The sequence below is a fragment of the Anaerovibrio sp. genome, assembly GCF_045637405.1.
Classification (GTDB): Bacteria; Bacillota; Negativicutes; order Selenomonadales; family Selenomonadaceae; genus Anaerovibrio.
The window spans coordinates 1-13,078 of sequence record NZ_JAZTZI010000066.1 but is presented as its reverse complement, the minus strand read 5'-3'; the positions used below and the strand labels follow the sequence as shown (position 1 = coordinate 13,078).

Annotated in this window: 12 protein-coding genes, 1 pseudogene and 2 riboswitches; all 13 genes and pseudogenes read right to left on the bottom strand. The window is 46.0% G+C overall.

The features are described from left to right. Window positions 1-35: 35 nt before the first annotated feature. The gene (locus ACKI5G_RS04975; RefSeq protein WP_407398220.1) at window positions 36-875 is read right to left on the bottom strand and encodes a metal ABC transporter permease; all 840 of its coding nucleotides are present in this window, start codon (window positions 873-875) and stop codon (window positions 36-38) included. Then, entirely contained in the window at window positions 875-1,744 is an 870-nt protein-coding gene (locus ACKI5G_RS04970) for a metal ABC transporter ATP-binding protein (protein ID WP_407398218.1), read from the bottom strand. The genes ACKI5G_RS04975 and ACKI5G_RS04970 overlap by 1 nt, the downstream gene beginning before the upstream one ends. An 11-nt stretch (window positions 1,745-1,755) precedes the next feature. Continuing rightward, a complete protein-coding gene (locus tag ACKI5G_RS04965; RefSeq protein WP_407398216.1) occupies window positions 1,756-2,493 on the bottom strand; it encodes an ABC transporter permease in 738 nt (245 codons plus the stop codon). Then, complete coding sequence (locus ACKI5G_RS04960; RefSeq protein ID WP_407398214.1) at window positions 2,493-3,359, bottom strand: ABC transporter ATP-binding protein; 867 nt, start codon at window positions 3,357-3,359, stop codon at window positions 2,493-2,495. Before ACKI5G_RS04960 ends, ACKI5G_RS04965 begins: the two co-directional genes overlap by 1 nt. 28 nt (window positions 3,360-3,387) lie before the next feature. Further along, window positions 3,388-4,209, bottom strand: coding sequence for an energy transducer TonB (locus tag ACKI5G_RS04955; RefSeq protein WP_407398212.1), 822 nt, complete (start codon window positions 4,207-4,209; stop codon window positions 3,388-3,390). 1 nt (window position 4,210) lies between these two features. Then, window positions 4,211-4,621, bottom strand: coding sequence for an ExbD/TolR family protein (locus ACKI5G_RS04950; RefSeq protein WP_407398210.1), 411 nt, complete (start codon window positions 4,619-4,621; stop codon window positions 4,211-4,213). A 2-nt stretch (window positions 4,622-4,623) separates the two neighbouring features. Beyond that, complete coding sequence (locus ACKI5G_RS04945) at window positions 4,624-5,241, bottom strand: MotA/TolQ/ExbB proton channel family protein (RefSeq protein ID WP_407398208.1); 618 nt, start codon at window positions 5,239-5,241, stop codon at window positions 4,624-4,626. An 87-nt stretch (window positions 5,242-5,328) separates the two neighbouring features. After that, window positions 5,329-6,324 carry a sirohydrochlorin cobaltochelatase gene (locus ACKI5G_RS04940; RefSeq protein ID WP_407398206.1) on the bottom strand — a complete coding sequence of 332 codons (996 nt, stop codon included), beginning with the start codon at window positions 6,322-6,324 and terminating at the stop codon, window positions 5,329-5,331. Window positions 6,325-6,456: 132 nt separating this feature from the next. Then, window positions 6,457-6,651, bottom strand: a riboswitch (cobalamin riboswitch). 27 nt (window positions 6,652-6,678) lie between these two features. Continuing rightward, entirely contained in the window at window positions 6,679-8,094 is a 1,416-nt protein-coding gene (locus ACKI5G_RS04935) for a GntP family permease (protein ID WP_407398204.1), read from the bottom strand. A gap of 493 nt (window positions 8,095-8,587) precedes the next feature. Further along, window positions 8,588-8,763, bottom strand: a riboswitch (cobalamin riboswitch). An 80-nt stretch (window positions 8,764-8,843) separates the two neighbouring features. Beyond that, a complete protein-coding gene (locus ACKI5G_RS04930) occupies window positions 8,844-9,998 on the bottom strand; it encodes a cation diffusion facilitator family transporter (protein WP_407398202.1) in 1,155 nt (384 codons plus the stop codon). After that, entirely contained in the window at window positions 9,988-11,451 is a 1,464-nt protein-coding gene (locus ACKI5G_RS04925; protein WP_407398200.1) for a protein O-GlcNAcase, read from the bottom strand. Before ACKI5G_RS04925 ends, ACKI5G_RS04930 begins: the two co-directional genes overlap by 11 nt. A gap of 25 nt (window positions 11,452-11,476) precedes the next feature. Continuing rightward, window positions 11,477-12,880: an aminopeptidase gene (locus tag ACKI5G_RS04920; protein ID WP_407398198.1), complete on the bottom strand. Its 1,404-nt coding sequence runs from the start codon at window positions 12,878-12,880 to the stop codon at window positions 11,477-11,479. Then, a pseudogene (locus tag ACKI5G_RS04915) lies at window positions 12,876-13,078 on the bottom strand (aminopeptidase); the annotation flags it as partial. The pseudogene ACKI5G_RS04915 and the gene ACKI5G_RS04920, both read right to left, overlap by 5 nt.

Here is a 13,078-nt window from a genome sequence, read left to right as displayed (position 1 = left end):
TTATTTTATTTCGCAGGGCTGCACCACTGTGAAGTCTAGCGGACAAAACGTGGCTTTAACAGCAGGGTAATAAAGAAAATCACGGCGGCTATTACCACAATGGTGGCACCGGCAGCCATATTGAAATAGTATGCCAGTATAAGTCCAGCAACACCGGAAATCATGGCACTGCCAATGGATACAGCGTGATATTGCTTTACGCTGTTGGACACGTTGCGGGCGGCAGCAGCAGGGAGTACAAGCAGGGAGTTAATAATCAAAAGCCCTACCCACTGAATACTAATGGCCACCACCACCGCTACCATGGCGGCAAAGATCCCTTCAGTAAGCATCACATCAATACCGCGGCTACGGGCAAATGACTGATTTATGCTAAGCACCAACAGCTTATTGAACATCAGCCCCCAGAGGACAAAAACCAGCACCAGCACCAATAGCAGGGAGACCAGCTCCTGAGTGGTAATGCTCAGCACATCACCAATAAGGTAATTGCTGAACTTATTAAAGCCGCCACCATAAGACATCATCATAAGGCCAAGAGCAATGCCAGTAGATGAAAATACACCAATAATGGTATCTGTGGAGGCTGAGCTTTTATTCTTAATCCATGTAATAAGCAGGGCAAAGACCACAGAAAACAATATCAGTGACTGCATGGGTGAAATAATCCCCACAACAGCACCAATTGCCAGTCCGGTAAAAGCACCATGACCCAAGGAATCCGAGAAGAAGGCCATGCGGTTTGATACCACCATGGTACTTAGCAGGCCAAACAGGGGAGTTATAAGGAGAACTGCCAGGAAGGCATTTTTCATAAAGTCATATTCCAACCATTCAAAGGGTATTAAGTTCAGGAGGTCATAAATGTATTCCATTATTTTTCCTCCTTTGATGCACATGCTGCACAGCCACAATCCTGACCATGCCGTTTTCCCTTATGCTCCACCCAGACAAAGCCGGTACCGCCCTTGGCGTGGCCGCCTTCCGTCAGCATACCGAAAATTTTTCTTGTCCGTTGGTCATTAAACACATCCTCCGGGGTGCCGCTACACACCACGCCTTTATTCATGAGTACCACCTGATCTGCGTGACGGGCCACCATATTAAGATCATGGGAAATAAGGATAATAGCCATATCCTCGTTGTTCTGCAAATCCTCCAAAATATTATAGAAGATTTCCAGACCGTTCTGGTCCACACCGGATACAGGCTCATCCAAAAGGAGAATGTCCGGCATTGGATTAAGGGCCAGGGCCAAAAGCACTCTCTGAAGCTCACCACCGGAAAGCGCCCCCAAACGGCGATCAATGAGATCAGCCGCCTTAACCCGTTTCAGGCTCTTCTCCACCTCCTTGCGAATACTGGAGGGCATAAGCCAGATAGGACGGCGGGAACGACAGGCAGAAAACAAGTCCAGCACCGTAATTGGAGCACTGACATCAAATTTCAGATATTGGGGAACATAGCCAATAATCGGCTTTCCCGTATGCTTCCCTTTGGCATCGGCATATTTTAAGGTTCCAGTGTGACTAACCTCGCCCAAAATAGCTCTAAGAAGGGTACTTTTCCCAGCTCCATTTGGTCCAATAACAGCCGTAAGCTGACCGCAATGGACATGAAGATTCACATCCTCAAATATAGTCAGCTTACCAACCTTTACGGTAAAATTTTCAATTTTCGTACAGCACAGCCTGGAACAGTCGTTTTCTTCGCCCTTGGAGTGCCTAAATAGTCTTTTCAGCATAATGTTCCTTCTTATTTTAACTGGTCGCGAAAGGCCTTATTGCCTAATATAAACCCTATTATAGCATAAAGTGCAAGGACCGCAACTGACTCCATGGCCACAGGTGATTGGGTGGAAATACCTCTTAAAAGATATGATGTATGGGTTAGTGGCAATACATCGATGAACCAGCGAAAAACCTCCGGCAAGGTCCGTGTACTGAAAAACGTTCCGCACAAGAAGGACATGGGCAGCAGTACATAGGTATTCACCTGGGACAGCTCCTCATAGCTGTCCATTTTCATGGCGGCAAAAAATCCCACCTCTGCAAATATTACACAATTTAATATGAGAATCCCCACAAACAACGGCGTAATATTAAGATTTGCCCCAAAGGCCAGGGCCAAAATCATAATAATGGCGGAGGAAATAAGTCCCCGCAACACAGCTGCCAAAATTTTGCCGATAATGAAGGCATTAAAACGCATAGGAGCAATAATATATTCGCCTATGCTTCTGTGATAAATACGCTCAGTGCAAAGGGGAGTGAGGCTGTTATAGCTGATATTCATGGAATTCAGTGCCATTATACCAGGTACCAAAAAATCCAGATATGAGCCGGAGCCCACCTGAATATTTCTTCCCAAGCCCCAACCAAAGGCCACCAGATACAGCATAGGGGCCACCATGCGGCTTAGAATAAACTTTGGCAGACGGCGCTTCAATACCACCCAGTCACGCCAAAATACGGTGCAAATATCCTGCAGCATTATACCCCCTCCTTTCTGCCGGTGAGCTCAATGAAGGCATCCTCCAGATTTGTTCTTCTGATATGTGCCCCATGCTCCAGCGTTCCTGCAAAGGCTGCTGCCTCCTGACGGCTTTCAAAGAACTGATATTGATGCCCATCCGCATCATCCCACTCCACTGTAATACGTCCCAGACTTTTGCAAAAAGCCTCAGGGGTATCAATGGCAATAAGCTTGCCCTTATTTACAATGGCCACCCGATTGCAGAGAGCCTCCGCCTCCTCAATATAATGGGTTGTGATAATAACCGTGGTGCCCTTGGCTGCCAAGGCCCTGATAAGCTCCCATATACGACGGCGCACCTGGGGATCCAAGGCCACTGTTGGCTCATCCATAAAGAGAATCTTTGGCTCATGGATAAGGGAACGGGCAATAAGCAGACGACGCTTCATCCCGCCGGAAAGGGAACGGGGCATACGGTTAATGGTATCTCCCAGCTCCACAAATTCCAGCATTTCCTGAATCCGCTGCTTGCGCTTTTCCGAGCTCATGTGATGAAGACGGCCGTGAAGCTCCATATTCTCCCCCACAGTAAGGTCATTATCGAAATTAATATGCTGTGGCACTACACCAATAAGCTTTTTTATTTCCAAAGGATTTTTTTTGATGGATTCCCCATTATAATAAATCTCACCCAAAGTTGGCTGAGTTTCCATGGTCAGCATACGAATAGTGGTAGTTTTTCCGGCGCCATTTGGCCCCAGTATACCAAAAATCTCCCCTGGCTTTACATGAAGGGAAAGATTATCCACTGCCCGCTTGGTAACTGTTTTTTTCTCTTTATTTTTTACTTGAAATTCCTTTATCAGGCCCTGAATCTTTATCATAAATGGGTACTCCATAAAATATGTTAAACTATCTCAACTTGAAGGTAATCCTTATCCTCTTCTGGAAGGGAACCGCCTGTCCATATTCATTGTAGGCCACAGTATAACGATATTCCCAGGCCGCATTAAGGGCTGACTGGTCCATTTCCCCATAACCGGAGGATGACTCAATATCCGCGCTCATTACACTGCCGTCAGTGCCCACCACAATACGGACAACCACCTGGCCCCGTACATTACGCTGGCGAAGGCTTTCAGGATACACTGGTTCCGGTGCCGCTATAAGGGTAGGAGCTATAGCTGGACGCTTGCCGTTACCATCTCCATTACCGGTACCATCTCCGTTGCCGTTACCACTGCCACCGTTGCCATTCCCTGCCGGGCCACTGCCGGTGCCGTTTCCTTCACCACCACTGCCATTGCCACCATTGGACGATAGGCTTTCTCCAGTACCATTTCCCTCACCATTTGGAGAAGTAACTGCCGCCGCAGCCACTGGAGCATTGTGTTCCTTTTTAAACTGCTCCTGCTTTTCCGGCTCCTTGGTGAAGGATTCTTCTATTTTAGGCAGAAGCTCCTCCTTCTTTTTGTCCAGCACCACATCGTCAATAGCCGGAGCTGATGGTGCAGATGGTGCGGGAGCCGCCGCAGCTGCCCCTCCACCCTGATGTCCGCCTCCGGCATCTGCATCATATAGACTTACATCCACGGGCTGCTCCGGTGGAGGTGATACTACCACAAATAGCCCCGTAAAGCATACTATGGCAAATATAACCACATGAATAGCCAATGACCCCAACCAGGCCTGGTATTCACGCTTTTCGTCTGAATCATTTTTGTCCGGATTCATATTAATTACCTCCAGACTCCGCCGCCAAACCAAATTTGGTAATACCAGCGGCCTTAAACTTATCCAAAAGGCCAATAACCATACCATAATCAAGGTTCTGGTCAGCCCTTACCACCACTGCAAACCGCGGATTTTTGGCATTTTCCGCCTTGGCCCTGGCAATAAGCTCCTTTTCCCCGATAAGCTTATCCTCCAGCCACAGGGAACCATCGCTTTTCATGGTTACAAGATAATTGACACTCATCTGAGTTTCCACACTTTGGGCCTTGGGCATATTAACGGGAACCGTCTTAAGATTAACCATGTAAAGGGTGCTGAGCATAAAGAACACCAACAAAAAGAACATAATATCTATCATTGGTATTATCATGACCTCAGGCTTATCAAAATCATGACGATCACGGATGCGCATAATCAATCACGCTCCTCTGCCATACCCTCCACCAGGGAGAAGCACTGCTCCATATCGGAAACTATGCTGTCGATGCGCTGAGTAAAATAAGCGTGAACAGCCAAAGCGATAATAGCGGTGCAAAGACCCATGGCAGTGGCAATAAGTGCCTCGCCTACGCCGCCGGTAATTGCTCCAGCCTGACCAGACTCCAGATTAAACACGCTAAAAGCGGAAATCATGCCGCTGATGGTACCTAAAAGTCCAAGGAGTGGTGCCATGGTCACAATGACATTTAAATAATAGAGTCGCTTACGAAAACGGGTAAGAGCGATACCGGACTGTACCTCAAAAAAAGTGGTGAGAGGCACATGCTCGTCACCTGTAAAGGCCATTCCCTTGGATAAAAGGGAAGGAATTATCCCCTTGGTGGACCTCGCCAGCTCAGCAGCCCCGTCCCTATTTCCCTGACTTAGCATATCCGCAAAATTGCGGGCAAAGCTACGGCCAGGATCCTTGGCCTTAAAATACATACTGCGCTCAATGGCAATAGCCACCACAAACATTGAGCAAAGCAACAATAAATACATTACAGGGCCACCCTTATGGAAAAAATCTATTCCAGTCATTATCAGTTCCACGAAAAAATCCTCCTTGCACAAAAACATTACCCCCTTAGTATATCACAACCAAGGGGGTACTGCTTTAATCATGAAATTTAAACCAAATTATTTTGCCTGCAAAGCATCCCAGGCTTCATTTGTTCTTTCAACATAGATATCACGAATTGCCTTGTTCTCGCCAAGACCATGGATGTAGGTATCAACGTTGAAGCCCTCAGCCTTCAGAATAGACTTATGGGAATCTGGCTCATCGCCTGCCATATCGTTGTTGGCATGGTCACCGGCTACCATCATCATTGGCATGAGGGTTACGTTCTTGATGCCCTTTGCCTTCAGCTGTGGAATGATGTCACCTAATGCAGGCCAGCCCTCTACAGTGTAAATATACGCATTGTCGCAGCCCAACTGATTCAGGCGGTTCTGCATAACGCTATAATAAGCATTGGCAGGATGTGGAGTACCATGCTCCAGAATAAGAACAGCATCCTCCTTGCCCAGCTTAGGGAACTGGGTTGCAAAGGCCTTCATAGTTTCAGTAATATCGTCACGCTGCTCCTCCTGGCCCATCCAGTACATCAGAGAAGTACCCATGGTCATCTTCTTGAAGTCGTTCTTATACTGATGGAATACAGCCACATCATAGGAATACTCCATACCAGGAATTACATCCAGGGTAGTAAGAGCTACACGGGTGTAGCCTTCCTTCTTCAGCTGCTCCAGAGCCTCCTCAGGAGTTGGATAGGTAATACCCTCGTTGGCCTTGATGCGGTCAATGATGATATGAGAAGTAAAAGCAGTAACTACCTTTACACCAGGATGAGCTGCCTGAATGTCAGCAACAGTCTGAGTAATGGTCTTGTCGCGGTTATCCTTATAGGTAGTACCGAAGCTCATTACTACGATAGCATCCTTGTTAGCCTTGTTAGCCAATGCCTTGTTTTCGTTTACCATTACGCCAATCTGGGAAGCGTTTTTCAAGGCAGTAGTTGCAGTGGTAACCTCTGGATTCAGAGAATAAGCAGCCTCAGAGCTGTTTACGTTAACTGCAAACAATGCGGCACAAGCCAGGGAGCATGCTACCATTTTCTTTAAATTCTTCATGATTTAATTACCTCTCTTTTTATAAATTTTTAAAAGATAAAAAGCTCTTCCGCGAATACTCGCGAAAGAGCTTAATACTCACAAATCCATGAGAACCTGTAAATAATCCCCTTCCTATCTCTCGCAGGTAATAACGGTGATTGTTCAACAGGCAGTTCTCCTGACTCCAGATCATAACCACGGCGTTGCCTTCCCAGAATATTCCAGTGACAATTAGTAACACCTGATTCCCTGATACAGTGGCGGGACCGTACCGGCCTTTAACCGGTTTCTCATGTTAGGCCAGCCTAATAACTAGGCATTGGCACCTGTTCCAATTATTTAGTTAGGTATAGTATATTGCAATTTTGCTTATTAAGCAATACCCGTAATCATATAGAACAGTATACATAGGAAAGGTACGAGGAACTTCATACCCATCAGTACAATAATATCCGCATAGGATTCCTTGTGGCTGAGACCGCAGATTGCCAACAGGGTAACAAGAGCTCCTGCATGAGGAACTGGGTCAATACCGATGGAAGCAACTGCCACAATACGGTGAAGAGCCTCCAGAGGAATACCGGCTGCAGTGGCCATCTGTGCCCACTGGTCACCCAACATAGAAAGGGCAATGGTCAAACCGGAGGAGGCGGAACCGGTAATACCGCACATTACGTTGGTGGTAAGCACTGCAGAGAACAGTGGACCGCCACCGAAGTCAAGATTCAAAAGGAAATCCTTGATAACAGCGAATCCGCCGAGGCTTACAACTACGCAACCGAAAGCGTAACCGGAAGCAACATTCAGTACAGCACTACAGGAGGATACTGCGGAACCATTAATAGTAGGAAGCATACCATCCTGAAGGCGGAGATGACGACGGGCAATAAATGCAGCCACAACAGAGCTGAGAATCAGGGAAATACTGATGGACCAACCAGCAGAAATCTTGGCTACAGACTGTGCCAAGAGGGACAGCTTAAGTCCACCCAGGGACTCCAGAGAATTCTGATTCCAGTGGAAGCCCCATTCCCAACCGAATGGATTGGAAAGAATAACATTAAGAACAATAACCATCAAAAGGGGAATACAGGAAACCTTCCAATTTGGATTAGGGAGCTTGTGGCGTCTCTGACCGAACTCAATGTGACGACCATAGCCCTCGCCAGCAGCCTTAAGGCGCTTTGCACGGAAGGAAATCCAGCCCCAGCCCATAAGCAGGAATACCAGGGAGGCGAACACACCAATGCCCACGCCGGACCAGGTTGAAGTACCGAAGTAGGAAGAAGGAATAATATTCTGAATCTGTGGAGTACCAGGTAAAGCAACCATTGCAAAGGAGAAGATACCCATCCACAATGCAGCCGGTAACAGACGCTTTGGAATATCAGCCCGCTTGAATACTACAGCACCAAAAGGATACATAACGAATGCAACTACGAATACGGAAAGACCACCATAGGTCAAAGCACCGCAACCTAAAAGCACTGCCAGTACCGCACGCTTTTCACCTAAAATTTCAATAATCTTACCTGCAACAGATGCTGCCATGCCTCCCTTTTCCATAAGACGGGCGAAAACAGCACCAAACAGAAAGATTGGATAGTAATTCTTTACATATTCAGCGGCTTTTGTCATATAAAGCTCACTGAAAATTGGTAAAACTGCATGCTCACTTCCTAGTGCAGCAACTACGGCAAACAGGGGAGCAACCAGAATTACGGAAGCACCACGATATGCCATGTACATAAGACCGATAAGCGCAATAAGAATTATTGTTGTGTCCATTACAAAATCTCCTCCTAAATTGTTAGATAATTGTATTTAACGACCCCTTGTTTTAGAGTCAGCTTCTATATTAAAACAGTCTGAAAGTTAAATGTCAAGATAAACTTAACAGTAGGTATTAATTATTTAGAAATTATGTATTTTTTTCATGTCTAGGCACCAATTATAACTAAAGGTTATTATAATTATGCTTTTAAACTTTTGTTCAAACTATTGTTTACATTTTTTCAATTATCCACATCTAAAAGAAAGATAGCTTTCGGACAGCTCCACCTATCCGAAAGCTAGTGTTGCACCAGGCAACCAATGAATGAAATGAAATGTATGAGCAATGCTTTTCCTTGCAGCGCTGAAACCACAAGAAAAAACCTTTCGACTTATTCAGTAACCTGAAAGCGAAAGGTTTTGGCAATACTAATAAAAAATCCTGACACTCAGTCAGGATTTAAACAATCTACGTTGCTAAATCCCCATCCCCATCACTCGCAGGTCAATCGGTGATTGTTAAACAGGCAGTTCTCCTGACTCCAGATCATCGCTTATCACGCCTTCCCAGATAAAATCCAGTGACATAATTGTGACTCGCTCCCTGATACAGTGGCGGGACCGTGCTGGCATCTAACCAGCTTCTCTATTAGGCCTTTCGGCACCTGTTCCAATCTTTATTAAATTCATCTTACGAATACGATATTAGCACTTATGGTAAAAACTGTCAACAGCAAATATCACATTTTTTCATTTAATTCATATCATAATCTGTCAATCTGTATGGTTACTTCCTTATCCGGATATTCCTTATGTATATCCTCCTCCACCATTTCAATTATACGCTCATCGGTGAAGGTACAATTATATGGCACTGCCAGATCAAAAAGGATTCTCCCGGAGGATGTAAGCCGGAAATCATGAAAAGTAATCAGTGGATCCACACAGGCCACAATATGATAGAGCTTTTCCTTGATTTCATTTTGCAACGGGTCACCCACCACCATAGGATCCACATGAACAGTCATGGAAACCTTAAATTCATCCCTAATGGATTCCTCCAGGCTGTCTATGATGTTATGGGCCTCCATAAGACTCATATCCGAAGGAACCTCCGCATGAAGGGACACGAATATTCGTCCCGGTCCATAGTTATGCACTATAACATCATGGACTCCCAATATTTGCTTTTCCTCCAAGGTTCGGCGGGTAATAGCCCGAACGAATTCAGGATCAGGTGGTTCCCCCAAAAGGGGTTGCAGGGTATCCTTGGCTGCCCCCCAGCCGCTGTGGATAATAAAGAGCGCCACTACAATACCGGCCATACCATCAAAATCGTGGCCTGTGGTAAGGTCCACAATAAGGCAGATAATAACCACGAAGGTGGCAACACAGTCGCTGAGGCTGTCCGTGGCTGCTGCCAGCATGGCAGGTGAGTCTATCCGCTTGCCCAGCCCCCTGTTAAACAGCCCCAGCCAAAGCTGGAGCATAAGGGACATGGCTAAAATCGCAATTACGGTTACAGATGTATCCATCGGTTCCGGATTCAGCATCTTTTCCACAGAGGAATGCAGAAGCTCAATGCCAATTACCAAAATAGCTCCCGCTATTATCAGCCCCGCAATGTATTCTATACGGCCATGACCAAAGGGATGCTCCGGATCAGCTGGCTTGGCGGACATCCGATAACCCAAAATTGTTATGACAGAAGCTCCCGCATCAGCCAAATTGTGTATGGCATCACCAATGATAGCAATAGAGCCGGAAACAAAACCAATAAACAGCTTTATCAGGCAGAGAATTACATTCACCATTATGCCAACGCCACCGCTGAGATAGCCATAGCTGGTACGCACCTCAGTATCCTTAATCTGTTCACTGTTTTTGACAAATCTTTTTACAAGAACATCAGTCAGCACTAATATCATCCCCTACACTGGTCACATACCAAACATCAAAATCCTTCACAAACTTCCAGACGGCTTCGTCAGAAATTCTGGCATAGGCTTCATATTGTTTATATTTTGCTTTTGCAGCCTTGAATTTTTTATACAGCTCCGGTTGTTTAAGCTCAGATGGTTTTTTATCCAATATCATTAAAGCGTATTTTTCAGCCTCAGTTAAGGTCTGAAGCTGCTCCAACTGAAGCTTGCATTCTTTGAGGTACTTTTTGGGCAGCTCATCCTGGAGCTCCTTCAGGGCCCTTTCCCTTTTACGGTTGTCCTTTTTCAGGGCATCCATGGTCTTTCTTTTCGGAATGGTATCCTTGCCCGTTACTGTCCCCCAAAGATTCTTATACAGCACCTGCAAGTTAATGGCATCAGGACGGCCAATATGGGCCCATTTATTTTCCAGACGCTGGGAATGGCTGGCAAATATTCTCATGGGCTCATACAAATCCCCAAACTGCTCCTTAAGGGCCATGTCCCAGGATTTGCTTTCATTGTACTTGCCGGGATTCTTGGCAAAATCTGCTCCCGTGGCAATGGCAATCTTAGATAGCTCGGCTTTTTCCATAGGATTGATAAAAAAGGCGGGAACCTCCTTTGAGTCCATAGCCTTGTCCATTTTATCCAGAGGCCCCAGAGCCAGCTTTTCCTTTTGGTAATCTGTCACCGGATAATTCCACCAGATTCCCATAGGCTTTCTGTATATTTTATTGGTCTGATGAATAGTATTCTCCGTAAGACCGTCAGGACAAACCTCCTCGCCGGTATAAAGCACCAGTACGTCCTTTTCCAGCTCATCAGCCAATATTCTGGTGTAGTCGGAAACATAGCCGCTCTTTACCATATCCCGAAGATAATACTCCGTAGGCACCAAAATAAGCTGTTTACAATCGGGACGGGCTTTAACGAAGTTATCATTTACCCAATTGACGAATTCTGCCTGACCATGGGCATCCTTAGTGGGAATATCGTCGAAAAACAACGCAAAATGTCTGATTCCAATATCATACATGGCCTGCATCTTGTTAATCATGGCGTAACGGTCTTCATACATATCCTGGCCGGAAAAGGCAATATCATTCCCCGGAGACACGGCAAAAATAATATCTATATTCAGTTTCTTGGCTTTTTGGGTAAGCTCCTGCAGCTCCTTGTACTTATCCTCCGGATATGGCTGACGCCAATATTTACGATGATATTCATCATCCTTGGGAGCATAAATATAGGCATTGAGATCCTTGGATGCCATGAATTTAAGCATATCAAGACGATGCTCATGGGTCCAGGGCACACCATAAAAGCCCTCCACCACGCCTCGCAGCGGAATTGCCTTGCTGTTCCCCCTGTCCGCCTGAGCATTTATGGGAAGCTGTGATAATACAATCAAGCATACCACCAATAAAAATATGAATTTCATTTTCATATACCATTCACCTGGAAAAACAAATTTAAATTTCCTGTAAGAAGGCCTTATATCCCTTCATTGTTTCGTAAACGTCAACCTTGCTTACGGCCTCCCAAGGAGCATGCATACTGAGAACAGCCACACCGCTATCAATTACATTCATGCCATAAAGAGCCATAATGTAAGCGATGGTGCCGCCTCCACCCAGATCCACACGACCTAATTCAGCTGTCTGAAAGGTAACCTTGTGCTTGTTCATAATGGCACGAATTCTGCCAAGGTATTCTGCACTGGCATCATTGGAGCCGGACTTGCCGCCACGTCCTGTGAATTTATTGAATACCATACCCTTTCCCAGATATGCAACATTCTTCTTGTCAAAGGCAGAAGCATAAAGGGAATCATAAGCGGAGCTTACATCAGAGGACAGCATCCAGGAGTTGGCCAGACAACGACGCAGGGAAATGGCATTATATCCCCCCAAGGCATGAAGCAGCTCTGCCACAGTGTTTTCAAAGAAACGGGACTGCATTCCGGTGGCACCGACGGAGCCGATTTCCTCCTTGTCCACCAGCAGACAGCAGGATGTACGCTTAACCTTCTTGGTTTCCAGCATGGCTACCAATGAGGTATAGGCACACACTCTGTCATCATGGCCATAGGCCAGTACCATACTGCGGTCAAGCCCCAAATCCCTTGCCTTGCCGGCAGGAACCATGGTAAGCTCAGCGGATATAAAATCATCCTCCTCAATATTGTACTTATCCTTAAGGAGCTTAAGAATACCAGCCTTCACTGCATCCTTTTCCTCACCCTTTAATGGATAGCTGCCAATGAGGATGTCCAGATTTTCACCAGTTACCACCTTGCTGGCCTTCTTTTCCATCTGCTCCTGGGATAAGTGAATAAGAAGATCAGTCACGCAGAATACAGGATCTCCCTCATCCTCGCCAATAACGATTTCCTGTACACTGCCATCCAGCCGTGCCACCACGCCATGAAGGGCCAATGGCAGAGTTACCCACTGGTATTTCTTGATACCGCCGTAATAGTGGGTATCAAAATAAGCCATACCATCGGATTCATAGAGAGGATGCTGCTTTAAATCAAGACGGCAGGTGTCAATATGAGCACCCAAAATGGCCATACCATCCTCCAGGGATTCGGTTCCGATATTGAACATTGCAATGGCCTTGCCCATGCACACTGAATAAACCTTGTCCCCTGCAGAGAGCTTCTTGCCGGACTTGATGATATCATCAAGATTTTTGTAGCCTGCCTTTTCAGCCTGCTTTACAGCCTCAACCACGCTTTCACGCTCAGTCTTGCACTGGCTCAAAAAGGCTTTGTAGCCTTCATTCAGCTTGTGCAGGGCCTTTTTCTCTGCTTCAGTGTATTTATTCCAAACAGGAACCTTCTTAGGATCCTTTTTCTGTTCTTTAGCCATAATAATGGGTACCAAAATAAGCCATGCCGCCAGCTTCATATAAAGGCTTTTGCTTTAAATCCAGACGGCAGGTGTCAATATGCGCCCCCAAAATGGCCATCCCCTGCTCCAAAGAGTCAGTACCAATATTAAACAGCACCATGGCCTTCCCCATACAGGTAGCATAAACCTTGTCACCAGCCTTAAGCTTTTTCCCTT